At 66.7% G+C, this 25,426-nt stretch carries 25 protein-coding genes; 6 read left to right on the top strand and 19 right to left on the bottom strand.

The genetic code is table 11. The features are described from left to right. Positions 1-25: 25 nt before the first annotated feature. The 3 genes from ON40_RS40550 to ON40_RS40560 all read right to left on the bottom strand — a co-directional run bounded on the left by ON40_RS40550 (position 26) and on the right by ON40_RS40560 (position 1,977). The gene (locus tag ON40_RS40550) at positions 26-796 is read right to left on the bottom strand and encodes an SDR family NAD(P)-dependent oxidoreductase (protein ID WP_040830882.1); all 771 of its coding nucleotides are present in this window, start codon (positions 794-796) and stop codon (positions 26-28) included. Between the two features lie 195 nt (positions 797-991). After that, complete coding sequence (locus ON40_RS40555; protein ID WP_040830884.1) at positions 992-1,333, bottom strand: nuclear transport factor 2 family protein; 342 nt, start codon at positions 1,331-1,333, stop codon at positions 992-994. After that, a complete protein-coding gene (locus tag ON40_RS40560) occupies positions 1,330-1,977 on the bottom strand; it encodes a TetR/AcrR family transcriptional regulator (RefSeq protein WP_083896313.1) in 648 nt (215 codons plus the stop codon). The genes ON40_RS40555 and ON40_RS40560 overlap by 4 nt, the downstream gene beginning before the upstream one ends. A gap of 102 nt (positions 1,978-2,079) precedes the next feature. On the opposite strand from ON40_RS40560, the gene ON40_RS40565 reads away from it, so the two are divergent. From ON40_RS40565 to ON40_RS40580, 4 genes are all read left to right on the top strand, one after another. Continuing rightward, the gene (locus tag ON40_RS40565) at positions 2,080-3,312 is read left to right on the top strand and encodes an FAD-dependent oxidoreductase (RefSeq protein ID WP_040830886.1); all 1,233 of its coding nucleotides are present in this window, start codon (positions 2,080-2,082) and stop codon (positions 3,310-3,312) included. A 91-nt stretch (positions 3,313-3,403) separates the two neighbouring features. Continuing rightward, entirely contained in the window at positions 3,404-4,453 is a 1,050-nt protein-coding gene (locus ON40_RS40570; protein WP_063713203.1) for a serine aminopeptidase domain-containing protein, read from the top strand. A gap of 52 nt (positions 4,454-4,505) precedes the next feature. Beyond that, a complete protein-coding gene (locus ON40_RS40575) occupies positions 4,506-6,062 on the top strand; it encodes an acyl-CoA synthetase (protein WP_245568208.1) in 1,557 nt (518 codons plus the stop codon). A gap of 3 nt (positions 6,063-6,065) precedes the next feature. Continuing rightward, on the top strand, positions 6,066-6,983 hold the full coding sequence (locus ON40_RS40580) for an LLM class flavin-dependent oxidoreductase (protein WP_040830888.1): 918 nt from the start codon (positions 6,066-6,068) through the stop codon (positions 6,981-6,983). Positions 6,984-7,102: 119 nt separating this feature from the next. On the opposite strand, the gene ON40_RS40585 is transcribed toward ON40_RS40580, so the two are convergent. The 8 genes from ON40_RS40585 to ON40_RS40620 all read right to left on the bottom strand — a co-directional run bounded on the left by ON40_RS40585 (position 7,103) and on the right by ON40_RS40620 (position 13,912). Continuing rightward, complete coding sequence (locus tag ON40_RS40585) at positions 7,103-7,468, bottom strand: hypothetical protein (RefSeq protein WP_051194357.1); 366 nt, start codon at positions 7,466-7,468, stop codon at positions 7,103-7,105. A gap of 178 nt (positions 7,469-7,646) precedes the next feature. After that, a complete protein-coding gene (locus ON40_RS40590) occupies positions 7,647-7,877 on the bottom strand; it encodes a biotin/lipoyl-containing protein (RefSeq protein ID WP_040830890.1) in 231 nt (76 codons plus the stop codon). A gap of 40 nt (positions 7,878-7,917) precedes the next feature. Then, on the bottom strand, positions 7,918-8,916 hold the full coding sequence (locus ON40_RS40595; protein WP_040830970.1) for an alpha-ketoacid dehydrogenase subunit beta: 999 nt from the start codon (positions 8,914-8,916) through the stop codon (positions 7,918-7,920). A 2-nt stretch (positions 8,917-8,918) separates the two neighbouring features. Continuing rightward, positions 8,919-9,908: a thiamine pyrophosphate-dependent dehydrogenase E1 component subunit alpha gene (locus ON40_RS40600; protein ID WP_051194359.1), complete on the bottom strand. Its 990-nt coding sequence runs from the start codon at positions 9,906-9,908 to the stop codon at positions 8,919-8,921. Continuing rightward, on the bottom strand, positions 9,905-11,551 hold the full coding sequence (locus ON40_RS40605; protein WP_281033111.1) for an FAD-binding protein: 1,647 nt from the start codon (positions 11,549-11,551) through the stop codon (positions 9,905-9,907). Before ON40_RS40605 ends, ON40_RS40600 begins: the two co-directional genes overlap by 4 nt. Beyond that, positions 11,544-11,882 (bottom strand): 2Fe-2S iron-sulfur cluster-binding protein, encoded by a 339-nt coding sequence (locus ON40_RS40610; protein ID WP_063713204.1) that lies wholly within the window; start codon positions 11,880-11,882, stop codon positions 11,544-11,546. The genes ON40_RS40605 and ON40_RS40610 overlap by 8 nt, the downstream gene beginning before the upstream one ends. A 15-nt stretch (positions 11,883-11,897) precedes the next feature. Then, entirely contained in the window at positions 11,898-13,235 is a 1,338-nt protein-coding gene (locus tag ON40_RS40615) for an aromatic ring-hydroxylating oxygenase subunit alpha (protein ID WP_040830895.1), read from the bottom strand. Positions 13,236-13,348: 113 nt separating this feature from the next. Continuing rightward, on the bottom strand, positions 13,349-13,912 hold the full coding sequence (locus ON40_RS40620) for a TetR/AcrR family transcriptional regulator (protein WP_218008959.1): 564 nt from the start codon (positions 13,910-13,912) through the stop codon (positions 13,349-13,351). Positions 13,913-14,224: 312 nt separating this feature from the next. Here ON40_RS40620 and ON40_RS40625 point away from each other — a divergent pair, with 312 nt between their 5' ends. Further along, the gene (locus tag ON40_RS40625) at positions 14,225-15,103 is read left to right on the top strand and encodes an acyl-CoA thioesterase (RefSeq protein WP_051194361.1); all 879 of its coding nucleotides are present in this window, start codon (positions 14,225-14,227) and stop codon (positions 15,101-15,103) included. Positions 15,104-15,147: 44 nt separating this feature from the next. Here the strand turns inward: ON40_RS40625 and ON40_RS40630 are convergent, their stop codons facing one another. The 7 genes from ON40_RS40630 to ON40_RS40660 all read right to left on the bottom strand — a co-directional run bounded on the left by ON40_RS40630 (position 15,148) and on the right by ON40_RS40660 (position 23,552). Then, positions 15,148-16,689 (bottom strand): class I adenylate-forming enzyme family protein, encoded by a 1,542-nt coding sequence (locus tag ON40_RS40630; protein ID WP_245568209.1) that lies wholly within the window; start codon positions 16,687-16,689, stop codon positions 15,148-15,150. Between the two features lie 261 nt (positions 16,690-16,950). Then, positions 16,951-18,513 (bottom strand): AMP-binding protein, encoded by a 1,563-nt coding sequence (locus ON40_RS40635; RefSeq protein WP_040830899.1) that lies wholly within the window; start codon positions 18,511-18,513, stop codon positions 16,951-16,953. A 167-nt stretch (positions 18,514-18,680) separates the two neighbouring features. Next, the gene (locus ON40_RS40640) at positions 18,681-19,829 is read right to left on the bottom strand and encodes a thiolase family protein (RefSeq protein WP_040830901.1); all 1,149 of its coding nucleotides are present in this window, start codon (positions 19,827-19,829) and stop codon (positions 18,681-18,683) included. Beyond that, positions 19,816-20,265 (bottom strand): Zn-ribbon domain-containing OB-fold protein, encoded by a 450-nt coding sequence (locus ON40_RS40645; protein ID WP_040830903.1) that lies wholly within the window; start codon positions 20,263-20,265, stop codon positions 19,816-19,818. The genes ON40_RS40640 and ON40_RS40645 overlap by 14 nt, the downstream gene beginning before the upstream one ends. Positions 20,266-20,593: 328 nt before the next feature. Further along, positions 20,594-21,649 (bottom strand): acyl-CoA dehydrogenase family protein, encoded by a 1,056-nt coding sequence (locus ON40_RS40650; RefSeq protein ID WP_051194363.1) that lies wholly within the window; start codon positions 21,647-21,649, stop codon positions 20,594-20,596. Further along, positions 21,646-22,791 (bottom strand): acyl-CoA dehydrogenase family protein, encoded by a 1,146-nt coding sequence (locus ON40_RS40655; RefSeq protein WP_040830905.1) that lies wholly within the window; start codon positions 22,789-22,791, stop codon positions 21,646-21,648. Before ON40_RS40655 ends, ON40_RS40650 begins: the two co-directional genes overlap by 4 nt. Beyond that, on the bottom strand, positions 22,791-23,552 hold the full coding sequence (locus ON40_RS40660; protein ID WP_040830976.1) for an SDR family NAD(P)-dependent oxidoreductase: 762 nt from the start codon (positions 23,550-23,552) through the stop codon (positions 22,791-22,793). The genes ON40_RS40655 and ON40_RS40660 overlap by 1 nt, the downstream gene beginning before the upstream one ends. 347 nt (positions 23,553-23,899) lie before the next feature. Between ON40_RS40660 and ON40_RS40665 the strand changes: the two genes are divergently transcribed. After that, complete coding sequence (locus tag ON40_RS40665; RefSeq protein ID WP_157186754.1) at positions 23,900-24,364, top strand: nuclear transport factor 2 family protein; 465 nt, start codon at positions 23,900-23,902, stop codon at positions 24,362-24,364. A 74-nt stretch (positions 24,365-24,438) separates the two neighbouring features. On the opposite strand, the gene ON40_RS40670 is transcribed toward ON40_RS40665, so the two are convergent. After that, a complete protein-coding gene (locus tag ON40_RS40670) occupies positions 24,439-25,422 on the bottom strand; it encodes an acyl-CoA dehydrogenase family protein (RefSeq protein WP_040830977.1) in 984 nt (327 codons plus the stop codon). Positions 25,423-25,426: the final 4 nt, after the last annotated feature.

Raw genomic sequence — 25,426 nt, forward strand, 5'->3', positions numbered from 1 at the left:
CCGGGGCCGGGCTCCCGCTACCGGGTCACCGCGGGGTGAACCGCTGCGCCCCGTCGAGCCGGATGGTCTCGCCGTTGAGGTAGGCGTTCTCCAGAATGTGGCGCGCGAGCGCACCGTATTCCTCCGGCTTTCCCAGCCGCCGCGGATTCGGGATGTTGGCGGCGAATTTGGCCAGCGCCTGCTCGCCCACGGACTCCATGATCGGCGTGCGCATGGTGCCCGGCGCGATGGTGACCACCCGGACGCCCAGCGACCCGAGGTCGCGGGCGGCCACGATGGTCATGCCGACCACACCCGCCTTGGCCGCCGAGTAGGCGATCTGACCGATCTGGCCCTCGAAGGCGGCGATACTGGCCGTGGCGACGATCGCGCCGCGCTGCCCGTCCTCGTCGGGCTCGTTCCCGGCGATGGCCGCCGCCGCGATGCGCAGTACGTTGTAGGTACCGGTCAGATACAGGTCGATGGTCTTGGTGAAGCCCTGCAGGCTCGCCGGGCTACCGTCCTTGCCGACCACCTTCTCCGCGACGCCGAAACCGCCGTGCGCCACCACCGCGTACCGGAAGGTGCCGAGCTTTCCGGCCTCGGCCACCGCATTGCGCACACTGTCCTCGTCGGTCACGTCGGTGCGCACGTACTTGGCCTTGACACCGAGGTCGGCAGCGAGTTTCTCGGCCTTCTCGTCGGCGAGATCGGCGATCACCACCGCGGCGCCGGCCGCGGCGACCTCCCGGACGACGGCCTCGCCGAGTCCGCCCGCACCACCGGTCACCAAGACCACACTGTCGGCCAGAGTCATATCTTCTCCTTGTCTCGCTCCGATCGCCCGTCGCGACCGCGAGCACCCCGCGGCCACCCGGTCGCGACGATGGGCGATATCACCCCCATAGTAGAATCAGTTATCTAAATATTCTAATTTTGCGGATCGAGCTGATTCGGCGGCCGGTGCGCGCGAGCGCCGCGACCGCGGCGTGCGCGCATTCCGGGCGAGCGCTCAGGCCGGCGCCGGACCCGCGTTCCAATAGTCGCGGTTGGCGCTGATGCGGCCCTCGCGCAGTGCTCCGACGGACGCGCCACGCAAGCCCATCGGCTGCATGATCCATTCCACGACGAACGCATCACCGCTGATCTGACTGCTGACCACGTCGTAGGAGGCCCCGGGCGCCTTCTCCAGCGCCCCTGCGACGAAAGCCCGTGCCTCGCCGGGGCCGCGGGCGACGTGACCGCTGGGCACATCCTCCAGCACGACGTCCGCATCGAGCACGGCCATGATGGCGTCGGCGTCACCGGCGTTCCATGCGGCGAAATAGCGTTCGACCGCAGTGGTTTCGGTCATCTCTTTCTCCTGTCTCGTGGGTTGTTTCCTTGATTTCCGGCGCCCGGCCGGACCGCCGCGGCGCTTTCCAGCAGCCGCCGCAGCGCCCGGTCGAGCGCCGTGCCGTCCGCCAGATCCGGTGCCGTGACACCGGCGGCGAGCAGGGCCGGATGGGTTCCGCCGGTCTCCCGCAGGCCACGGGTGGCCAGCCATCCGGCGAACATCAGATAGGTGGCCGTGAAGAGGTCGACCGCCTCCGTCTCACCGAAGCCGCCGGTGCGCAGGATCGACAGCGCCGCACCCGTCAAGCGCCGGGCGGCCGCGGAATCGCTTGAGGCCGTGAGCACTCGCGTACCCGTGCCCGGGTAACGCAGAAAGGTGCGGTCCATGCTCGATACCAGACCGGCGTACCGATCCACCCAGTTCGCCTCGGGGTCGACGGCGATCTCGACCCGGCAGGCCACCGCCTCGATCACGCGATCGGCCAGATCGTCCCCGCCGCGCAGGTGATAGTGCACCGCGGGCGGCGTGACTCCGAGCTCCTCGGCGACCGCGCGCACCGTCAGCAGATCCAGGCCGCACCGCTCGACTATCCGCAGTGCGGCTTCGACGATGTCCTGCGCCGACAACGGGACCGGTTGCGTCCCACCACGCTGACGTGCCATCGACACCTCCGTGCGCTCGAACCCCTCGCGTTCCGCGACTCATTATGTCACAGTAAATGGATCGCCCATTATGTGCCAGTAAATGAGCCTCAGGAGGACGAAATGCGTTGTGATGCAGTCATAATCGGCGGCGGCGTGGCCGGATGCGCGCTCGCAGCCCGGCTGGCGACCGCCGGACTCGCGGTGACCGTACTCGAGCGGGAGCCCGTGTATCGGGACCAGGTACGCGGCGAGGCCCTGGTGCCGTGGGGATTCCTCGAGGCGGTCGAGCTCGGCATCGCCGACGCCATCACCGGCACGTGCGGCGCCTCGGTGATCACCCGCATGGTGCCCTACGACGAGAGCCTCGACATCGCCCGGGCCCGGCGCGCCGCCATCGATCTCAGTGCGGCGGTACCGGATGCGCCCGGCGTCATCGGGGTCGGCCATCCCGAGCTGCGCGAGGCACTGGCCACCGCGGCGACGAAGGCGGGCGCCACGGTCGTGCGCGGCATCGGCCGCTGTGTCATCGAGACCGGCGACGCGCCGTCGGTCGGCTATCAGAGCGCGGGAACCGAGCATCGTCTGGACTGCCGCCTCGTCGTCGGCGCCGACGGCAAGACCTCGGCCACTCGCACCGCGGCCGCGATCCCGTTCACCATCACCACCCCGCGAGTGATGTTGTCGGGCATGCTGGTCGACGACCACGGCGCTTGGGATCGCAGCGAGACCACGATCGCGGTGAGCGGGCGCAATCAGTACATCGTCATTCCGCGTGCGGACGGCCGGATCCGGCTCTACGTCGGCCGCCGCACCACCGATCCCGAACGCATCACCGGTCCGGACCGGACCAGCCGGTTTCTCGATGCCTACCGAACCCCCGCGCTACCGTGCGGCGACGCCCTGGCCGACGCGGATCCGATCGGCCCCTGCGCCACCTTCCCGCTGACCGACGCCTGGACCGATACCCCCGTCACCCCGGGCGTGGCCCTGATCGGTGACGCGGCCGGCTGGAGCAACCCCGTCGGCGCCCAGGGGCTGAGCATCGCGCTGCGCGACGCCCGGGTACTCGCCGAAGCGCTGCTCGACAATCGGACCTGGACACCGGAGACATTGCGCGGCTACACCGAGGAACGCACCGTGCGCATGGCCCGGCTGCGCTTCGCCACCGCACTCACCGACCTGCTCTCGGCCTTCGGGGTACCCGACCGCGCCGCCACACGGGCTCGCATGTTCCAACTCGTGGCCGAGCGACCGGAGACGACGGCGGCGCTCGCTGGCATCCACTCCGGTCCGTGGACGCCATCGGCCGCCGCTTTCACCCCCGACATCCTGACCACACTCGCCCTGACCTGATCTCATACCTTCAATTAGATGAATAAGTAATCTCATTTGCCTCTTCGCTGTTAGCATCCTCGACACGGGGCACAACGGAAGGCGATCAATGATGAGAAGTCTGCGGGGAACGCGAGTCTGGTCGGCGGTCATCGCCGCCGTGGCTATCACGGGCCTAGCGGCACCGGCCACCGCCGCACCGGCGGCCGAGACCAGTTGCCGGGATGTCTCGATTCCGGTCACCCTCGCCCCGGGCGGCCCGAATGCCGCCCACATCGCCGGAACATATTGCCGGCCCGCCGATCCGTCGCCCGTACTGCAGATCCTCGTGCCCGGCGCCACCTACGACCGAACCTACTGGGACTTCCCCGGATTCGGCGGTCGCTACTCCTACGTCCGACATGCCGCCCGCAATGGATTGGCCACCCTCGCCATCGACCCGATCGGCGTCGGCAAGAGCTCCAAGCCGATCGGACTGCAGGTCTCGGCGTTGTCGGCCGCGCAGGCCGTGCACGAGGTCATCGGGGCCGCCCGCGCCGGCGCCCTCGGCCGCACCTGGGACGAGGTCGTGCTCGTGGGCCACTCGTTCGGTTCACTGACCTCGATGCTCGAGGTCGGCACCTACCACGACGTGGACGGGCTGCTGATCAGCGGCGCGTCACACGCACCCGGCCCCGGCGGCATAGCCACCATCGTCGGCGCGGCACGGCCGGCCCTGGACGACCCTGCCACCGCAGGGCAGGTCCCCGCCGGCGACCTCGGCTACCTGAGCGTTCCCGGCGCCCGCCGGGCCGCCTTCTACGCACCGGCCGACTCCGATCCCTGGGTCGTGGCCGCCGACGAAGCCACGCGCACCGCCGGGACGGTCGGCATCCTGGCCACCATTCCGGTGTTCATTCCCGCCACCTTCGATATCGCGGTACCGGTGCTCATCGCGAACGGTAGCGCGGACAACGTCTTCTGTGCGCAGGGCGGCGGCGGCTCACTCACCGACTGCTCCAGCGCCGCGGCCCTGTACGGGTCCGAACGCCCGTTCTTCCCCCGCGCGAAGCTCGATACCTATGTGCTGCCGGGATCGGGCCATTCGATGAATCTGGCGCTCAACGGCGCCGAGTTCTTCGACCGGGCCGGCCACTGGGTGCACAGCATCAGCACATCGTGAAGCAGCGCGACGTGATCGACGATCGCGTCGCGCACCAGCGCATCGAACATCAATGGGAGAGTTCGTGTATCCAGCCCACTTCGCCGCGTCCACGCCGGATAAACCGGCGGTCATCGATACCGCCACCGGGGCCGTCCAGACCTACGCGGACCTGGTCGCCGGGGCGAACCGGCTCGTCCGGCTGCTGCGGGAGGCCGGATTGCGGCCCGGGGACCACTATGTGATTCTCGCCGAGAACCACCTGCGATATTTCGAACTGGTCTGGGCGGGACTGAATTCCGGTTTGTACGTCACGCCGGTCAACTCACACCTGACCGCCGCCGAGGTCGCCTATCTGGTCAACGACAGCACGGCGAAGGTGGTCATCACGACCACAGCGCTGGCCGAGGTGGCCGAGGAGATCGTTGCGCTCACTCCCGGCGTCGTCCGGCGTTTCATGCTCGATGGCACCAGCCCGTCCTACGAATCGCTGGACGCCGCGGCCGCACGCCATTCCGGTGAGCCGGAGGGCGAACAGGTCCGCGGCACTTTCATGCTCTACAGTTCCGGAACCACCGGCCGGCCCAAGGGCATCCGCTACCCGCTGCCCGATCATCCGGCCGCCGACGGCGATGCGGAGTTGCTGCCCAGCGGACGCGCCCTGTTCGGTCTCGATGCCGAAACCGTATTCCTGTCGCCGGCCCCGTTGTATCATGCTGCCCCACTGCGTGTTTCGTGCTTGGTGCACTGTACCGGCGGCACGGTGGCCATCATGCCGAGATTCGACGCCGAGGCCGCCCTGCGCGCGATCGAGCAGTACTCGGTCACGTCGAGTCAATGGGTGCCGACGATGTTCGTTCGGATGCTGAAGCTGGCACCGCGAATCCGGTCCCGCTACGACCTGTCCAGTATGCGAATCGCCGTGCACGCCGCGGCGCCGTGCCCGATCGAGGTCAAATCACGAATGATCGACTGGTGGGGATCGATCATCACCGAGTATTACTCCGGCACAGAGAATTTCGGCACCACCGCCCTGTCCGGTGAGCAATGGCTGGAACATCCGGGCTCAGTCGGCCGGCCGGTGGGATGCACCGTCCACATCTGCGACGAGAACGGCGAGGAACTGCCGGTCGACGAGGTCGGCACCGTGTATTTCGACACCGCCGCAGCGAATTTCAGCTATCACCGCGACCCCGAGCGCACCGCGGCGGTCTCTCATCGGCAACATCCGAGCTGGCATACCCTCGGCGATATCGGGCGGCTGGACGCCGACGGCTACCTGTACCTCACCGACCGGCGCGATTTCACGATCATCGCCGGCGGGGTCAACATCTATCCCCGTGAGATCGAGGACGTGCTGATCCTGCACCCGGAGGTAGCGGATGTGGCCGCCTTCGGAGTGCCGGACACCGAACTCGGCGAACAGGTGAAAGCCGTTGTCCAGCCTGCTCATTGGGCCGACGCGGGCCCGGAGTTGACGCAGCGGCTGCTCGACCACTGCAAGAATCGGCTGGCCCCGTACAAATGGCCGCGATCCATCGATTTCGCTCGCGAACTCCCCCGGCAGGACAACGGAAAGCTGTACAAGAAGGTGCTCCGCGATCCGTACTGGGCCCAGGTGGGGCGGTAACCGATGCACCCGCGAACCCCGCAATTCGGCGTCTTCGTCCCGCAGCTCAACACCACCCCCGACGCCGTGATCGCCACCGCCCGCGCAGCCGAACGCACGGGTTTCGATTCCTTCTGGGTCATGGACCATCTCTACGGGCCCGGTGCTCCGCCGGTGGACGTGCCGGAGAGCTGGATACTGCTGACAGCGGTCGCCACCGCCACCTCGTCGATCCGCCTCGGCCATCTCGTCGGCTGCGCGCCGTTGCGGCACCCCGCGCTCCTGGCGAAGATGGCCGCGACCCTGGACCAGATCAGCCGCGGCCGCCTGGATCTGGGCCTCGGCTGGGGTTCGGTCGAGGAGGAGTTCGACCGGTTCGGCATCGGGGCCGGGTCGCGGCGAGAGCGCGCCCAACGACTGGCCGAGACGCTCGAGATCCTCGAATTGATGTTCACCGGCGAACGTTTCGACTACGTGGGCAAGCACTTTCAACTCCGGAACGCCTGGGGGCTGCCCGTCGCGAAACAGGACCGGATCCCGATCCACATCGGTGGCGGCGGGCCGACGCTGACGATGCCGCTGGTTGCCGAACATGCCGACTGGTGGAATTGCGTCGCCGGTGCCCGCGAGCGCATGGACGAGCTGGCGCCGCTGCGCGGTGACGCCAGAATTTCCGCACAATACCCGGTCGGCCTGGTCCACCCGGGCGACGACCCCGAGGAGGTGCGTGCGAAACTCCTGCGGCGAATGCCCGAGTCGGCTTGGGGCCCAGCGGTTGTCGGCACATCGAAGAAACTCCTGGCATACTTCACCGGCGAACGGGCCAGGGGCGTGGAGCTGTTCATCCTGCGCTTCCACGACCACGCCCCCGCGCGGACACTCGAACTGTTCGCCGCCGAGGTGGCCACGCCGTTGCGTCGGGCTGCGGCTGCGGAGCGATAGTACAGTCGCCACGGTGTCATCCGTACGCTCTGGGTGTATCGGCACGGAAAGAGGTTGGGCGCCAACCCATCCGGTCGCACACCCGGCGGCTGTGGGTGTGCGACCGAATCCGCACCGGATCAGTACGGGGCACTGCCCGAATCGGCCGGGGTAGGCCGCTCGGGACCGGATTCGTGCACTGTGATCGTGCGCAACAGACGCACCACAGGCGCCGGGTCGGTGCACAAGGCATCGGACATGTGCAGAGCACCGCCCACCGCGGCCTCGAACAGCCGGTCCGCCACCGCCTGCAGATCATCCGCCTCGATCTCGTACAGTGCGACGAAGGGACCGTCATCGGCGATAGGCCCGAGCCGGCGGGCCGAGACGAACCCGTCCATCGCCACCACCTCGCGCAGATGAGTTTTGTCGTACCAGGCGTGGTATTCCGCCGTGCGCTGCGGGGCACTGGGCCGCGTCTCGACGTACAGGATTCCTCGGGCCACGGCTGTTTCCTTCCGAACCAACGATTCTGTCCGAACTACTTTTTGCACCACATATTTCAATCTTTTGCCAGGAGCAACCTGCGGCGGCGCCGGGCCCGCGCGGCAGTGGGATCACCGTGCCGCGCGGGCCGTGACGCCTGGCGGCACCGGGATCACCGGGACCGCGGGGGCGAGATGCCTATTCGATCCGGCCGACGACCGTTCCGACCGGGTACTCCACCTCGATCTCGCCGACGATGACCAGCGTTCCCGCGGCGGGCGACTCGATATCGGTCTCGGTCTTGTCGGTGGCGAGGGTGTACAGGACGTCTCCCTCCTGGACGGCCTCGCCGTCCTCGACCAGCCACTCGGTGATCGTTCCCTCGGTCATCGTCACACCGAGCTGGGGTATCAACAGTTCATGCGCCACGGAAGGCGTCTCCTCTCACGATGAATCGGGTGATCCGGTTTCACAGCAGCCCGCGTACTGCCGCCTCGATCTGCGGCGGGCCCGGAATGTATGCCTCTTCCAGCGATTTGGCATACGGCACCGGCGTGTTCGGCGCTGTCACGCGTGCCACCGGACCGGCCAGCTCACCGAACAACTCCGCGTGAATGGTCGCGGCGAGTTCCGCACCGAATCCATTGCGCCGCACCGCTTCGTGCACGACGACCGCGCGCTTGGTCTTGGCCACAGAGGCGAGTACGGTCTCGATGTCCAACGGCTGCAACGTCCGCAGATCAACCACCTCGATGTCGATCCCCTCGCCGGCCAGCTGCTCGGCGACGGCCAGACAATCCACCACCTGGCGACCGTAGGTCAGAATGGTGACGTCCGATCCGGCGCGCGCAATGTTGGCCTTACCCAAGGGAACTCGATAGTCCCCCACCGGCACCTCACCGCGCGAGGCGAAGTAGAGCCCGAACATCTCCACGAAGACCACCGGGTCGTCGTCGAAAATCGACGACAGCAACAGACCTTTCGCATCGGCCGGATTACTCGGCACCACGACCTTGAGCCCGGCGGCATGCACCAGCTGGGCCTCGAGCATGTCCGAATGTTGCGCGCCGAATCCACCGCCGGCCCCAGTGGCGGTGCGCACGGTGATCGGCACCGGGGTGCGGCCACCGGACATGTAACGCAACTTGGCGGCGTGGTTGACCAACTGGTCCATGCAGACGTGGGTGAAGTTCATCAGCATGATCTCCGGGACCGGCCGCAGTCCGGAGATGGCCGCCCCGATCGCGGCACCCATGATCGCCTGCTCGGAGATCGGGGTGTGCCGAATCCGTTGTGTCCCATACTTGTTGCCCAGGCCCTTGAACACACCGAAGCCGCCGCCACCGGGTTCCTGGATGTCCTCGCCGAGAGCGAATACCCGCTCATCGATCTCCAGCGCCACATCGAGCGCGTCGTTGATCGCCTGGACGAAGCCCAGGGTCCGGGTCTGCACAGGCTGTTCCGCGATGGTCATGCCGCCGCTCCTTCCGCATACACATCGGTGGTGAGTTCAGCCGGATCCGGCAGTGGAGCATCGAACGCGAACTCGGCGGCATCGGCGACCTCGGCAGCCGCCGCCGCTTCGACGGCCTCGATCTGCGCGAGCGTGGCCGTGCCCGACTCGATCAGTTGCGCCCGGAAACGCGGCAGCGGATCGTTCGCCATCGCGGCCGCGAGTTCCTCCTTGGGCATGTACCCCTGTTGATCGCCCATGACGTGGCCGTGGAAGCGAAAGGTCATGGCCTCCAGCAACGTCGGCCCCTCACCGCGCCGGGCCCGGCCGATCGCGTCGCCGGCGACCTGGTACATGGCGATGGGATCGTTGCCGTCCACGGTGACCCCGGGCATCGAGTACCCGGCCGCCCGGGTGGCGATGCTCTCCACCGAGGTGCCCTCGCGCAGTGGCGTGTATTCGGCGTATTTGTTGTTCTGACAGACGAATACGACCGGAAGCCGCCACACCGACGCCAGGTTGAGCGCCTCGTGGAAGGCGCCGATATTGGACGCGCCGTCACCGAAGTTCACCACGGTCACCTGATCGGTGCCCCGCATCTGCGCGGAGAGGCCCAGCCCGTTCGCGATCGGCAGGCCGGCGCCGACGACACCGGTGGTGACCATCAGGCCGTACTCGGGCGCGGTCACATGCATCGGCCCGCCCTTGCCGCCACAGCTTCCGGCGGCCTTGCCCAGGTATTCGGCCCACAGATCGCGCAGTGGCACTCCCTTGGCGACCTGGTCGTGCAGTCCGCGATAGGTGGTCACTACGTAGTCCTCGCGCCGCAGATGCGCCGCGACCGAGGCCGCCACGAACTCCTGTCCGCGCGGCGAGTAGTACATGCCGCCGATCTTGCCGCTCAGCATGTATGAGCGATATTTGTCGTCCGACAACGCGATTCGCGTTGCCGTCGCGAAGATGTCCAGTTGCGCCTCGGGACTGGGCGCGGGGGTCGATGAACTCACCTGGTCTCCTGATTCTTCGATTCGAGGATTTCGACGTCGCGGCCGGATCCGGCCGCATTCTCACCCGCACGGCGGCCGGAGAAGACGGCATCGGCCAGCGACAGCCCGGAAACGTAACTGTTGCTGCAGATTCCGACCGCCGCGCGGCCGGCGGCATAGAGGCCGGGGATGATATCGCCGGTTCCCCGGCGCACCGCCCCGGTGTCCTCGTCCACCGCCAGCCCGCCGAGGGTGATGAACGGGAACGGGTAGGCGGGGCTGACCTGCGGGGCCAGATTCACCGCGAAGTACGGCCCGCGGTCCAGCACCCGGCGATACTGATCCGCCTTACCGAGCGGGTCGGGCTGCCCGGCGGTGATGGCCTGGTTGTACTGCGCGATGGTCGCCTCGAGACCCGCCGGATCGATACCGCATGCCGACGCCAGCGCCGCCACGGTGCCGGCCCGGCGATGACCGAACGGGCTGAAGATGTACAGGCTCTGCGGGACCTGGAAGAACGCGCACTGCGAACGCGCCTGCCGCCGGGCCTTGCGCCACCCGGCCGCATCCAGAATCAGGAATCCGCGCCCGCCCTGCTGCTCGATCAGCGGCTCGGACATGGTCGCGCCGTAGAGCTGTTCGTTGGCGAATCGATCGCCCGACAGACCGACCGCTACTCCATCGAGAAATCCCGACGGGGGCGAGATGAACTTCCAGCCCGACATCTTGTGCAGGTGGCTGGTGGCGGCGTCCACCTGCGCACCCAGCCGCAGAGCCGCGCCGTCATCCCCACCGGCGGCCAGCGGCGACACCTCGGTCCAGGCCGGCGCGTAGCGCCGTACCAATTCCTTGTTCTGCCCGAAGCCACCGGTGGACAGCACCACCCCGCCGCGGGCCAGGACCCGATGCCGGGTGCTGCGCTTGCGTTGAGCCGAAACGACTTTCGCCATCAGGCGGTCGCCCAGCGGCGGATGCCACACCTCCAGCTTGGCGGCGATTTCGGTGCGCACCTTGTGCCCGCGCCCGAAGGCGCCGGGGTCCGGGGCGTCGAATTCGACACCCACCACCGCACCGTCGGACACGATCAATTCGCGCACCTCGGCCAGTGGCCGGAACTCGACGCCCTTGCCCAGCGCGGCATCACGCAACGTGGCGTAGAACGCGGCCCCGCTGAAGTTCTTCGCGCGAACCCGGTGCCCGCGCGGGGCGGGCGCGGCGTTCTCCGCGTAGCTGGACACCTGTTCGTTGCCCGAGTAGTACAGGAAATGGCGATTGGTCGGGTAGGACGTCTTGTACGGACACAGGCTGCCCTCGAACGGCAGGCCCTGTTCGGTGAGCCACTCGATCATCGCGGGGCTGCCGTCCACGAACCGGCGCAAGGTCGCCGCGCTGACCGCATCACCGACCTCGCGGCTCAGATACGTGAACATGGCGTCGGCGGAATCGGTGACCCCCGCCTCCTGCTGCACCGGTGTGCCGCCACCGGCGTAGACCACACCGCCGGAATGTGTGGTCGATCCACCCCCGTAGAACCGGTCCAGCACCAGGACCGAAGCGCCGGCTTCGGCGGCCGCGATCGCCGCGCAGGCCCCGGCGCCACCGAAGCCCACGACCACGACGTCGTAGACCCGTTCCGACCTCATTGTCGGTTCCTGCTCAGTCACGCACCTGCTCCTGTCCGTCGGACACAGCGGGCGGCCGAGCCGCCCGCTTCTCCACCGTGATGTCACCGGTCACCGTCAGCCGGCACGCGAGCCGGGTATCGCGCATCGGCCAGCCCCTGCGGCGATTGGTGATCTGCCGCACCACATTTCGCTCTTCATCCAGGATCGGGCCGAGGTTCTCGTAGCCGTCGAGCACACGCACCGCACACGCGGTGCAGCGCGCCTGCCCGAAGCAGATCGTCGGCCAGCGGGCCTGGGCGCGCAGCGCCGCCTCGAAAACGGTCTCACCGTCACGGACGGCCAGATCGAACCCGGCGGGGTCCACCCGCACGACTGCCACCTCGGATCACCGGGCCAGATACTGGTCGATGGTCTGGTGACTGTTGACGATCATGGCCTCGTACTGTTCGGACAGCACCAGATCGTCGAGGCCCTGGGTCTTGAGCCCTTTTTGCTGAGCGATGATGTTGGCGAAATCCTCTTTGAAGATCTGGGGCCAGTCCTCGATCGGGATCGGTCCCTCGAGTTCAGGGCGATCCTGGCTCTCCTCACCGGCCGCGGGAATCTGCAGCGCCCACACCTCGAAGACGCACGATTCGGGATCGTCACCGTTGGGGCGCACCCGGTACATGATCGAGTTCCCATAGGCGGGCAGCACGGTGATGTTCGGGAAAATGTGGCCGTAGCCGCTGGTGTTGGCCGGTGGCGGCGGCAGCGGAATACCCGCGCCCTGCGCGTATTCGTAGAGCGCGCCGAAGAAGGCCAGCGGGAACTGCTCGGGCTCGATGTCGCGTTCCAGCAGACCCTGCTGGATGAACATCTCCCGCTCGGTCGCGTAGGCGTCGGTGCCGAAGTACAGCGCGTTGTTGAACTGGATGAAGTAATCGGCGACGGTCATCCCCTCGACCGGAACCTCCCCGGTCAGCGGCAGCATATGGGCGTGGCCGCCCTTGAAGCACTCGAACGTGCCACCGAAGGCGTCGAGGTTGAAATCGTCGTCGGCAGCGCCCATGGCCAGCGACGGGTGCGCTTGCATCACGTGGTATGCCTCCAGGAACGCCTCCTGGGCAACCTTCCAGTTCCCCGGCAGAATCAGATGCCGCCACCACCGCACCTGCATCCGGTCGAAGCCGATCGGGGCCATCACCTCGGCGATCTCCCCGAACGCCTCCGACAGCGGCGGGGCGTCGGGATCCATATTGATCCACACCATCCCGAACAGCTCGCCGACCTGACATTCGCTCAGCCGCAACGAGTCTCGCTCGACGCAGTGGGGTGCGAAACCGCGTTCGGCGAAGACGTAGGAGTTGGAGCCGTCGAGGTTCCAGCGCCAGCCGTGGTAGGGACAGACGATCTGGCCGCCGTGGAAGGTTCCGGTGTCGGTGGCCAGGGCGGTGGCGCGGTGGCGGCACGCGTTGAAATATGCCTTGACCGTATTGTCGGCCTGGCGCACCACCATGATCGACTGGTCGTTGATCTTGTACTCGGTGAAGTCCCCCGGGCGCGGGATCTCGTCCAGCCGACACGCCATCTGCCAGACGTGCGGCCAGAGCTTCTCCTTCTCGAGTTGCGCGAACTCCGGCGAGAAGTACCTTCCCGCAGGAACTTTGGATGGATCGGTGACCGCAAACGGGACTCCGATGGTACTCGGCTGCTCGATCCGGTGTTCGGTGTGGATGGTCATGGCCAGCCACCTCCTTGTGACAGGGCTGCGACGTAAATAACTAATTGATGAGTTACTTTATGGATGTGGCGTCGGTCACGTCAACGGTTCCGGTAAAAATACCTTAAATTCGTTTAATCATTGCGTTCGATCAGAAGGATTCCGGCCAGCAGTGCTTCCGTCGCGCCCACCGCCGCCCGGTGTCGTTCGGCGGTCGTGGTCGCCGAGAGATGAGCCAACCCCCAGGTCAGCGACGTCAGCATGTCCACAACGGCCCGCGGATCGATACCGGGCGCCACCTCGTGGGCACGCACCGCCTCGGCGACCAGCTGTGAGTACAGCTCGTTCTCCGCACGCTCCCGGCGCGCGACCGCGGCCCCCAGATCCGGATAGCGCGCGGACTCCAGGTAGACGGTGGCATCGAACCTGGCCACCGACGGATAGTCACGCACGCAGGCGATCGCCTCGTCCAGCAGCGCGACGAAATGCTCGCGCAGCGTCCCGGGAAACTCGACCGCCCGCGCCAGGCGGCCCATCACCTCATCGATGCGCGCGTTCAGCGTCGCGGTGACCAGGTCCACCTTGGACGGGAAGTAGTGATAGATCGCCGCACTGGTCAGCCCCGCCTGCTCGGCGATCGACTTCATGGTCGCCTTGGCATAGCCGACCTCCGCGATGTGATCCATCGCCGCGGTCATGATACGGAGGCGTGTCCGCTCCCCGTCCGCATTCACCGGACGACCCATCCTGGCCGGCGCCGACATCGCATCTCCTCCCTACGAGGACAGTATCGAGCTGCCATTCTTCCATCTCGGACATATGCCATCGTCCTCCACATCGGACCACCCCGCGAGCAAGCCGGATCCACGGCCGCTCCCGGTGGCCGGGGAGATCCACTCGGATCGATAACGCCCCCAAATCCCATCACCATATAGTTAGATAGTTATGCTGAAGGTGTGACCTGCGCAAGCACACGCGCGAACTTGCCACCGAGAGAAGAGGTTCCGGCGATGAGTATGGCGACACAGACGGCCGATCCGGTATCCCTGGCCGACGTTCTGAGCATCCATCGGATCGGCGGATCGGAATTCCTCGGCCCCGCCAGGACCACCTCGGCACCTCGCATATTCGGCGGCATCACGACCGGACAGGCCGTACTCGCCGCCCGTGCGACAGTCACCGGCCACCGCCCGATTCACGCCCTGCAAACCACATTTCTACGCCCCGGGTACAGCGACTCGCCCGTCACCTATCGCGTCGATCCGCTGCACGACGGTGCGTCGGTGAGCACCCGGTTGATCACCGCCACCCAGCACGACCGGATCATCTTCACCGGCACCGCGTCGTTCCAACAGCCCGAACACGGTCTGGCACATCAACTTACGACATTCTCCGGGCCCCGCCCGGAAGATATCGAGCCGACCGCACGCGCGGTGGGCAAATCTCGCAGCAGCTCATGGCTGTCGGCTCTGGAGCGGACCACGATGCTGGAATTCCGCTTCCCTGACACCCCCATCCGGATGTCCACCGCGCGCGGCGTTGCCGTGGATCCGCACCAGAAATTCTGGGTCCGTCCGGTCCGCCCGCTCCCGAAGGACAGCTCGGTGCATGCCGCTGTCCTGGGTTATCTGTCCGATGCGCTGCTGCTCTCGACATCTCTCGGCCCCCATCGCAAGACGCTGCAGGACCCGGGCATGCAGTTCGCCACCATAAACCACAGCGTCTGGTTCCATTCGACATGCCCCGCCGACGACTGGCTGTGGTACGAACAGGAAGGCATCTGGGCCGGGTCGGCGCGCGCGGTCTGCCGCGGTTCGATCTTCCGCCGTACCGGCGAATTGGCGGCTACCGTCGTTCAAGAAGGGCTGATCCGGGTCACGCCGGAATGACCCCCCCGGGCGTGCCCGGGGGGCTCGCGGCGGGCGCGCCCGAATCAGGCTCCGGAGAACGTTCGGCGCAGCGACTGCTTGTCCGCCTTTCCCAGTCCGGTCTTGGGCAGCTCGGTCACGATCTCGAGGCGCTCGGGCAGTTTCTGCGCCATCAGGCCCGCCTGCCGCAGGTGCGCGACGACCTCCTCCAGGGTGGGCGTCGGCGCGCCCGGCCGGACAGTGATCACCGCGCACACCATTTCACCGCGCTCCTCGTCGGGCAGGCCGGTGACCGCCACATCGGCCACGGCGGGATGCTCGGCCAGCAGCGCCTCGATCTCAACGGGTCCGATGTTTTCCCCCTTGCGAATGATCATGTCCTTGAGCCGTCCGGTCACCTCCACATGCCCGTCCTCGCGCAGGTGCCCCAGATCTCCGGTGCGGAACCAGCCGTCCTCGGTAAACGCCGAGACATTGAGTGCAGGATCGGTGTAGCCGCGAAATACCGATGCGCCCCTCAGCTGAATTTCCCCGTCCCGCCCCGGCGGCAGTTCCCCGTCCTCGCCGACGATGCGCAGTTGCAAGCCCGGAATCGGGCGGCCCTCGGTCTGTGCGAGTTGTTCGTCGGTATCGTCGGGGGAAGCGACACAGATCATCGGCACCTCGGTCGAGCCGTAATCATGCGCAACGGTCGCGTTCAGTTCCGCACGGACAGCGTGGAAAACACTCGGCGGGCACGGTGCACCACCGCCCTTGAGCAGACGCAGGCTCGGCAGCAGCCGCTCCCCCGGGGGTAGTGTGCGCTGCGCGTTGAGCAGAGCGGTATAGAACACCGTGCTGCCACCGGTGAACGTCACCCGGTGCCGGCGGAACAACTCCATGGTGGTGGCCGGATCGAACGCCTCGACCACGACCGCAGGGAACCCGGCCAGCAGCATATCCATCAGGTACAACACACCGCCGACGTGAGCGACCGGAAACGGGATCCCGCCGACTTCATCGGGCTGTTGCGCGAGCTTGCCCAGCTCGGTGAATCCGCGCGCAGCGGCCAACAGAGAGCTGTCGCCGTGACACGCCCCCTTGGGCAGCCCGGACGATCCCGAGGTGAAGTAGATCCACCGGATGTCATCGGTGACGCCGGGATCGGGCGGGAGCCCCGCCACATCCGGTGACTCGGGCGCGGTGAGCCCGATGGTCAGCAGCCGCCGGGTCCCCGGCAATCCGTGCGCCATCGCCTGGTAGTCGATGCCGCGCCACGTTCCCGGTATCAACATCGTGTCGGCCTCGGCGGCGACCACCGCCGCACCGGTTTCACGTTCCCGATAGATCGGGATGATCGGCGCCTGCACCGCCCCGAGGCGGGCCAGCGCGGCCAGCACGAGCAACGTGCTGATCCGCGTCGGCAGCTGCCAGGCCACTCGCGAACCCGGACCGATGCCCTCGGCCTGCAGCGCGGCCGCGACCCGCTCGGCCTGTGCGCGGAACTCCCCGAAGGTGAGTGTCGTGCCGTATTCGTCGAACAGCATCGGCAGCTCGGCCGAGCGCTCCGCCCGCTCGCGGATCAGGTCCCACATTCCTTCCGCCGCAATCTGATCAGTGTTACTCACGAGAGAAGCATTGGGATCGACCAGCATCAGAGGAATCCTTTCACCAGCCCCGTGGCGGGCGTCACAGTCTCACCATATAGTAAAAAGATCTCACTATTAACTCAATGCCCGGTTTCCGGCAGCACCGCGGGTGCAAGCCTGCAGACGATGTGCGAGGGCGGCGGTCAAGCCAACGCCACCATCCTCGAGCTGCTCAGCTGACCCGCCGACGGCCCGGTCGAGCGCTGGGGGTTCGACCCGGCCGTCACCGAATGCTTTGCGCTACAGCGGAAATGCGGTTTCAGCACCCGCGTAACGAGCCCGCAGCACCTTCTTGTCCAGCTTTCCGGTCGGCAGTTTGGGCAGCTCGTCCACCACGATCGTGCGCCGCGGCGCTTTGTATCGGGCGATCCGCGCCGCGACATATTCGCGCAGTTCGTCCGCATCGACGGCGGCTCCTTCGACCAGAACCACGACCGCGCAGACCGATTCACCCCAGCGCTGGTCCGGGATGCCGATCACCGCACCCTCCGCGACCGCCGGATGGCTCGTGACAACCTCTTCGACCTGCACCGAGTAGACGTTCTCGCCGCCGGAGATGATCACGTCCTTCTTCCGGTCGATCAGATACAGCAGGCCCTCGGCATCGAACATCCCGACATCACCGGTATGACACCAGCCATCGCGAATCGTTTCGGCGGTGGCGCGGTCGTTGTTCCAGTAGCCGCGGAACATCACGGCCGAACGAACCACGATCTCTCCCGGTTTTCCCGGCGGGCACTCCCGGCCGTCGCCGTCGATGATCCGTACCTCGGTCTCGGGGAAGGGATGGCCGACCGAGGTCAGTCGGTGTCGGTCGTCCTCGGTCGCGGTGCGATGCAACTCGCGCGGCAACCCCGAGGTGATCACCTCGGTCTGCCCGTACAGATTGAGAAAACCAGCATTCGACATCGCCGTCATCGCCGCGCGCAGGATGCTGCTGGTGACCGGCGCCGCCGAGTAGACCACCGTGCGGATGCCCGCCAGTGCCGGACTGTCCGGGCCGGCCGCGTCGACCAGCGTCTGCAACATGGTCGGAGCCAGGTGCAGGATGGTGATCTCGTCCTCGGCCGCGGTTACCAGCATCGCCTCCGGCTCGAACTGCCGGTGCAGTACCGCGGTGCCGCCGCGCGCGTGCACACCCAGCGCGATCGCGATCGCGCCGATATGCAGCATCGGCATCACCAGCAGCGCACGATCGGTACTGCCGCTGCGCATCTCGCCGTTGACCACAGCTCCCATCCGCCGCAGCTCTCGCTGACCCAGAATGCATCCTTTGGGACGTCCGGTGGTTCCCGTCGTGTAGATCAGGCAGGCGGTATCGGCCGCCACCGAACTGAACGGCAGCTCGCGATCGGCGCCCGAGGCCAGCAGCTCCCGATATTCCACGGCGCCGGGGGCCGCGGCGTCCAGGCACACGTAGAGGTCGACGCCGGTCAGCTCCGAACGGATCTCCTCGACGGCGGTTCGATATTCGGATTCGAAGAACAGCACCCGCGGTGCGGCGTCGCGCAGGATCGAGCCCATCTCCGGCACCGACAGCCGATAGTTCACCGTCGCGACCACGATGCCGCTGAGCTGACCCGCCGCGAGCACCTCCCCGAAACGAATGCTGTTGCGGCTCAACACCGCAACGCGATCCTGGCGGCGCAAGCCGCGCTCGGCCAGCGCGGCGGCCAATTCCGTGGCACGACGAAGCAGGTGGGAATGGGTCAGGATTTCACCCTCGGCGATATAGGCCGGAACGTCCGGGTACCGCACCGCATTGTCACCGATGATGTCACCCAAGGTCAGCTCCGACCGCATGGCGCTCCCTGTGTCCGCGAGCCCGATCCTGCGAACAGGCCCGGGCTTAAATAGATTAATTAATCATATCATTTGACGGCTGGTCCGACCGTAATACGCGATCCGCGAAGCCGGGACGAACGAAGGCGGTGGCGGGCTTGCCCACCACCGCCTTCAGGTCCTTCGTGTCAGCGCGACAGAATCGTGACCGCGGCCGTTCCCGGGGAACCGTAGAGCTGCGCGTAGCCGACCCGGGCCCCCTCCACCTGCCGGCCGGTCGCCCGCCCGCGCAGCTGGTTGACCAACTCGTACACCTGCCGTAGGCCGGAGGCGCCGACCGGTTCGCCATTGGCGAGCAGTCCGCCGTCGGTATTGATCGGCAGTCGCCCGGTGATCTCGGTCTCCCCCTCGGCAAGCAGCTTCTCCTGGTCGCCGTCGGCGCAGAAGCCGTTCTCGGCCATGTGGATGACCTCCGAGCCCGCATCGGTGTCCTGCAACTGGATGACGTCGACATCCTCGGGACCGATGCCGGCCTCTTCATAGGCGGCCCGGGACGCGAAGACGGTCGGGCTCGGCGCGGTCTCGATATTCAGCGACGGCGTCAGCACCTCGATCGAGCCCTCCCGGCGCGAGAACAGCTGGGAGGCCCGCAGGTAGATGGGCGTATCGGTGTATTTGTGCGCCTGGTCCGCGCGGCACAGGACAGCGGCCGCCGCCCCTTCGTCAGGATTGCAGTACATGTACTGGCGCAGCGGATAATTGAGCACCTGCGAGGCCAGCACCTCCGCTTCGGTAACGGGCTTGCGCCGCCATGCGGCCGGGTTGGCCGCACCATTGCGGAACGCCTTCGCCGACACCCGGGCGAGCGTCTCGTGCGAGATCCCGTGGTCGTGCATGTAGCGGTTGATCTTCATACCGAAGAAGTGGGTGGTCAGGAACAGGCCGATCTCGCCATACCAGTCCGGGAGCCCGACCACCGACGGGTGGTCGGAGAACGCGCCGCGCGGATGCTTGTCCAGTCCCACCGCCAGCGTCAGGTCGTGATCGCCGACCCGGATCGCGTTGGCCGCCATGGCAAGTGAGGTTCCGCCGGTGGCACATCCGGTGAATACCGCGCGCGTGGGTATGCCTGTGGGGCCGAGTAGGGAGACGACGTTCTCCGGATTCTTCACCTCCATACTGCCCGCGTAGAGGGCCTGAATATCCGGCCAGGCCACGCCGGCGTCGGCGAGGGCATCGATGATGGCGTCCTCACCCATCTCCAGGGCGGACTTGCCCTGATGCCGCCCGAACGGGTGCAGACCCACCCCGATGATCGCAACCTCACTGCTCGCCACGGCTGTCCCCTTTCTCGTCGACCGGAGCGAAGGCGAACATCATCGTCTGCACGCCTTCCTTGTTCTTGCCGAAGGGCACGATCCGCAACTCCATCTGCTGACCGATCCGCAGCTTTTCCGGATCGGGCTCGGTCAACCGCGCCTCCACCCGCAGCGCGCCGGGGAGTTCGACATATCCGACCGCGAACGGTTCGAAGGTTTCGGCGTCGCCCGCATAGGGCGGAATCGGCGGGCAGAACCGCTGTGTGGTGAACGTCCACAACGTCCCCCGCCGGGGCAGCTCCACCGGCTCGAGCTTCTCCCTGCGGCCGCCGACGAGGCGGTGCTCACGATAGGGGAACACGATGCTGCCGTCGGATGCCTTCCCGCCGATCAGGGCGGGGTTCTCCGCGGGCCAAGTGAACAACCCTTCGGCCAAGGGCACTGATTGGGTCATGCGCGATATTCCTTCCTGGAAGTGTCGCCAACCACGGGAGGCGTATGACGCCGCAGAGGCGGGCCGGTGTCGGGACTCCCGGTCGATGGCACCGAAGAGCGCGTGATCCCCGCTCGAAAGCAGGCGGGCCGGGGAAATCATACGACTCCCGAAGAGTTACTGTCAACGAAAGTGTCAAGTTTGCTGGCGGCGAATGGCAGCTCGGACAAAACTGCCGCATTACGTGGAAAAATAGCTACCACTCCCGAGTCGGTCCACAGGACCATCGGACTCGAATCCGTCATTAATTGATATAAACGTCATGTTGGTCGCGCGGACCGAGGGCACGTCATACGGCAATCGCCGAACCGACCGATGTAACCGCCGCGGCGATACCGCGCTCCCGAGCCATCGCCGCGCCGAGGCGGAGGTTCAGCGTCGACTCGTCGCCGTATTCCCCACGCCAGCCCTGCAACCGGCGTGAGAGGAGTTGCAAGGCGTACTCCCTGGTCATCCCGATCGCGCCGTGGGCCTGATGAGCGGCCCGCACGGCGAGGCCCGCGTTCCGGTCGGCCAGGGATTTGGCGGCGACGATCTCGAACGACGCCCGCCCACGCAATGCGGCGACCCCGGCTCGATCGACCGAGAGCGTGGTCAACGCCGATGTTTGCGCCAATTCCACGATATGGGCCTGGACGGATTGGAATGCACCGATCGGCCGGCCGAACTGCACCCGCTGCTCGACATATCGCTTGGTGAGTTCGAAGGCCGCGGTCATCGCACCCGCCATCTGTGCCGAGCGGAGCAGCGCGCCGCGCAGTAGCAGGTCGTCGGCGGTGGTCGCGCTGTCCCAGCTCTGCACTGCGACATCCGCGGCCGACACCCCGTCCTTGGGCATACCGGCCAGGTCGGCACCCGGTTCGACGTCGAGATCGGCCGCATTCACCAAGACGACCCGCGCTGATCCGGCCTCGTCTTCGACGATCGCGACCACGCGAGCCGCACCACGAGCCCAGGCGACGCCCGCGGCGTTGCCGGACAGGCGGTCACCGGCCAGACGCAGCCGGCTCGAATCCGCGATCACCGTCATCGGGCCGGGCTCCACCCGAGCGCCGGCGGAGGTGAGCAGCCAGGCCGCCAGGCTGGTCTCCGCCAGCGGGAGGGGCACCGCGTGCTCGCCGGCACCGTGAACCACGGCCAGCAGATCCAGCAGCGAGCCGCCGGAGCCGCCGAGGTCTTCCTCGATCCCGATGAGTGGGAGGCCGAGTTGTTCCACCGAGGACCACAGGTCGGGCGAAAAGCCCTCGTTCTCCACCGCGGTCACCACATCCGGGGTGAATGTCTGCGAGAAGAATTCCGCGACGAGCCGGACCAGATCCGGATCGCGTCGGACGATATCGCTCATAGCCGGATCAACCCCTTCGAGATGATGTTGCGCAGGATTTCGGTCGTGCCGCCGCGAATGGTCCACGAGGGCCCGGTGAGAATCGCCCTGGCGAGCAGCGACTCGTAGGGGTCCGGCGATGACAGTTCGGGTGTCCTGCCGAAATGGCGGGCAACGATCTCGATGGATTCCTGTTCGAACCGGGTCGCCATTTCCTTGGCCAGCGCCGCCTCGACCGTGGGCGAACGACCTTCGTCCACGGCTCTGGCAATCGACAGCGACAAACCGTGAAATGCCCAGGCCCGCGCTGTAATCGAGCCCAATTCGCTCTGCGCCCACTCCTGATCCGTGCCGCGCAGCTGCGCCGCCCAATGCTCGAGGACCGGCATCAGCGACATCCACCGGTCCACTCCCCCGCGTTCCAGAACGAGTTCCGCCTTGTTCTGGCCCCAGCCCGCGCCGATTTCTCCCAGTCGCATCGAGTCGGGGACGAATACGTCCTGGAATGACACTTCACAGAAATGCCGGGTCCCGTCGATGAACGGGATCTGCGATACCCGCAGCCCCTCGGCCTGGCGATCCACGATGAATTGCGTGAGCCCGCCGTACCGTTCGTCGGATGTACGGAACAGCCCGAGGATATGTGTCGCCTCCATCGCACCGGAGGTCCATATCTTGGTTCCGTTGATCAGCCAGCCGTCGTCGGCCCGGACCGCCCTGGTGCGCACCGACGCGAGATCCGAACCCGATTCGGGTTCGCTCATGCCTATGGCGAACGACAATTCTCCACTGACAATCCGCGGAAGAAAGTATTCCTTCTGTTCGGGCGTACCGTTGGCCGCGATATTCGGCCCGGATTGCCGGTCGGCAACCCAGTGCCAGCCCACCGGAGCCCCGACCGCAAGCAGTTCCTCCACGACGATCAGGCGCTCCACCGCCGTGCGACCGCCGCCGCCGTACTCCTTGGGCAGCGCCATTCCCAGCCAGCCGCGCTTGCCAAGGTCGCGGGAGAATTCCGCGTCAATATCCGCCGCGAATCCGAGCCCGATGTTGTAGCTGCCGGCGGGCAGCCGCTCGGCGAGGAAATCGCGTACCTCCTCCCGCAATCGCTGTTCGCCGGGCGTCAACTCGGCGGCTTCGAGCCGCTGCACAGTCGCCGCCATCAACGCACCATGACCAGTCCACCATCGACCGGAAGCACCTGTCCGGTGATGTAGTTCGCGTCCTCCGACGCCAGGAAGGCGTACGCGCCGGCGATCTCCTCCGGCTGCGCCCATCGCTGCAGCGGGATCTTTTCGAGGTAGGCGTCCTTGAAGCGCGGGTCCGTGCGCACGGTCTCGGTCATCTCGGTGGCGGCCGCGGGCGCCACGGCGTTGACGATGATGTTGTACCGGGCCAGTTCGCGGGCGGCCGAGCGGGTCATACCCAGGAGCGCAGCCTTGGCGGACCCGTAGTTGATCTGACCGATCGTCCCGTTGATGCCGGCCGCGGAGGTGGTGAAGATGATGTAGCCCTTGCGTGCCTCCTTCATCGCGGGCACCACGGCCTGCAACCAGTAGAAGGCGCCGTTGAGGTGGATGTCGAGCACCCCCGACCATTCGTCGTCGGTCATCTTCGTGATCAGGGCGGTGCGGGTGACACCTGCGTTGCTGACCAGTACGTTGGCCGGGCCGAGCTTGGCGGTGACCAGCTCCGCGGCCTGATCGACCGCGCTGCGGTCGGACACGTCGCAGGCGACGGCGATGGCTTTGCCGCCCGCCTCGCTGATCTCGCCGGCCACCTTCTCGGCCGTGGCCGCATTGATGTCGACCACGGCGACCTGTGCTCCTTCGGCGGCGTACCGGAGCGCGATCGCCCGGCCGAGGCCCTGACCGGCGCCGGTCACGATCGCGACGCGGTCGGCGAGCTTTGGAGCGGAAGTCATGTGCATCTCCTTGAACAGATGTTCCACGGTGGGTTGCCGGGGCGGATGTACGTAGATCCTTTAGTTCAATTAGTACTCTAATTGCACTTATTACTATGTCACCTCCCCGGCCCGGCAACAAGTGGTCCACGCCCCGCCTGCCGCGAGGGCGCGACACGGCAGCCCCCACCGGACGACCCGGCGAACACCCGCCCGCAGGCGCGCCGACGAGCGCTGGATCGCCGTCCACCGAGGAGCTTCACAGTTGTCAGGTTCCCTCGATTTCAGAGCGTTAATACATCATAATCACACTTCATGATCGGTTTCAGACGCTTGACTAAAATGTCAAAAACTACGTAGGCTCCAGCTTGCTGACAGTTGCGAGCATTATTACCGGAGGGTTCATCGATATGACCGACGCGACAACCGAAGACGGGCACACCGCGACGATTGCGACACTTCTCGCGTTGTTCAGTTCCGGAGGGTTCGATGAAGCGATGGAACTGTTCTCCGAAGACGTGGAAATGCGGCTGCCATTTCAAGATCCGAGCACCGGTTTCTGGTCCGAGATCGACGGTAGGAAAGGGCTGCGGCAGCTGTTCGCCAGTATTCCGAGATTGTTCGCGACGCACCCGCTTCATCTCGACAGCGTGATTCGGTCCGCTGATTCCCGCAGTCTCGTCGCTCGATACCGCGGTGATTTCACGGTCCGGAAAACCGGCAAGCCGTATCAGAACACTTATATCGCGGTATTCGAGTTCGACGACGACAAGATCCGGTCCTGGACCGAATTCCACAATCCGCAGATACTCGGCGAGTCATTGCGCCCATAGACCCGTCGGCGGAACCGCGGACCGAGGGGATGTGCGGGCAGCCGCCCATACATCCCACTCGGAAGCCGAATACCTCAGAAACCGAATGCGGAGTCGTCCTCGACGCCGTCGAGCACCGCACGCCCGACAACCTCGGTGAGCAACCGATGGCCACCCAGGAGTGCGTCGAGCGCGGCCGCCCTGGTCACATACCTGTGCAGATCACCCTCCTGCGTCAGCCCCAGGGCACCGAACACCTGAACGGCGTTGCGCATGAGTTCGGCCTGGGCACGGCCCACCCGCACCTTGGCGATCTTCGCCGCCCACCCGCCGCCGTCGGGCGATGACGCGCCATCCCACGCGGCATCCAGGACCGAATGCGCGCCGGCGATCGCGACGGCGGCCTCGGCGAGCCGGTGCCGCACCGCCTGGAATGAGCCGATCGGGCGGTTGAATTGGACGCGGGCCGTGGTATGCGCGGTGACCAGGGCCATGACCGCATCACAGATCCCGAGTATTTCGGCCGACAGGGCACGACGACCGGCGGCAACGGCCCGCTCCCACCCCTGGCCGGCCGGTATGGCCACCGGATCCCCGAGCGCGAGCCCGGCGATCGCCGTCCAGCCTGTGTCCGGGTCGAAACCCCCCAGCGGGGCAGTCGAGCCGCGGACGTCGGCCACCGGAACCACGAACAGTGCCGGTGTCCCCTGCGCTCCCGCCGCGGGGACCACGACCTCGTCGACGTCGTCGAGTGATCCCAGCACGACTCCGTCGATCGGACCGCCCGCCGGCGGCAGGTCGATGGTTCCGGACGGATAGACCACCGCGCGACGGAGGTCGGCGGCAGTCACCTCGGGGAGTTCGGCAAGCACGACGTCATCGAGCGCACGGGAACTGGCCAGGGCGCGCCCGTGCTCGGTGAACAGCAACCCGACCGCCGCGCGGGGATCTTCGGCGAGGACATCCGCCCAGCCGAGCTCGGCGAGTAACGGTGCCAGACTCGCCCGCCCGGTCCGCGCCGCGAACATCTCGCGCAGCGACTCGGCGATGACAGTCCGTGTCTCGGCATCCAAGCCCATATTT

This window comes from Nocardia jiangxiensis NBRC 101359 (assembly GCF_000308615.1).
GTDB lineage: Bacteria > Actinomycetota > Actinomycetes > Mycobacteriales > Mycobacteriaceae > Nocardia > Nocardia jiangxiensis.

Bases quoted from the DNA above. Each gene is read 5' to 3' on its own strand.
- ON40_RS40550 (WP_040830882.1), bottom strand. From the start codon at position 796: ATGACTCTGGCCGACAGTGTGGTCTTGGTGACCGGTGGTGCGGGCGGA.
- ON40_RS40555 (WP_040830884.1), bottom strand. From the start codon at position 1,333: ATGACCGAAACCACTGCGGTCGAACGCTATTTCGCCGCATGGAACGCC.
- ON40_RS40560 (WP_083896313.1), bottom strand. From the start codon at position 1,977: ATGGCACGTCAGCGTGGTGGGACGCAACCGGTCCCGTTGTCGGCGCAG.
- ON40_RS40565 (WP_040830886.1), top strand. From the start codon at position 2,080: ATGCGTTGTGATGCAGTCATAATCGGCGGCGGCGTGGCCGGATGCGCG.
- ON40_RS40570 (WP_063713203.1), top strand. From the start codon at position 3,404: ATGAGAAGTCTGCGGGGAACGCGAGTCTGGTCGGCGGTCATCGCCGCC.
- ON40_RS40575 (WP_245568208.1), top strand. From the start codon at position 4,506: ATGGGAGAGTTCGTGTATCCAGCCCACTTCGCCGCGTCCACGCCGGAT.
- ON40_RS40580 (WP_040830888.1), top strand. From the start codon at position 6,066: ATGCACCCGCGAACCCCGCAATTCGGCGTCTTCGTCCCGCAGCTCAAC.
- ON40_RS40615 (WP_040830895.1), bottom strand. From the start codon at position 13,235: ATGACCATCCACACCGAACACCGGATCGAGCAGCCGAGTACCATCGGA.
- ON40_RS40620 (WP_218008959.1), bottom strand. From the start codon at position 13,912: ATGACCGCGGCGATGGATCACATCGCGGAGGTCGGCTATGCCAAGGCG.
- ON40_RS40625 (WP_051194361.1), top strand. From the start codon at position 14,225: ATGAGTATGGCGACACAGACGGCCGATCCGGTATCCCTGGCCGACGTT.
- ON40_RS40635 (WP_040830899.1), bottom strand. From the start codon at position 18,513: ATGCGGTCGGAGCTGACCTTGGGTGACATCATCGGTGACAATGCGGTG.
- ON40_RS40645 (WP_040830903.1), bottom strand. From the start codon at position 20,265: ATGACCCAATCAGTGCCCTTGGCCGAAGGGTTGTTCACTTGGCCCGCG.
- ON40_RS40650 (WP_051194363.1), bottom strand. From the start codon at position 21,649: ATGAGCGATATCGTCCGACGCGATCCGGATCTGGTCCGGCTCGTCGCG.
- ON40_RS40655 (WP_040830905.1), bottom strand. From the start codon at position 22,791: ATGGCGGCGACTGTGCAGCGGCTCGAAGCCGCCGAGTTGACGCCCGGC.
- ON40_RS40660 (WP_040830976.1), bottom strand. From the start codon at position 23,552: ATGACTTCCGCTCCAAAGCTCGCCGACCGCGTCGCGATCGTGACCGGC.
- ON40_RS40670 (WP_040830977.1), bottom strand. From the start codon at position 25,422: ATGGGCTTGGATGCCGAGACACGGACTGTCATCGCCGAGTCGCTGCGC.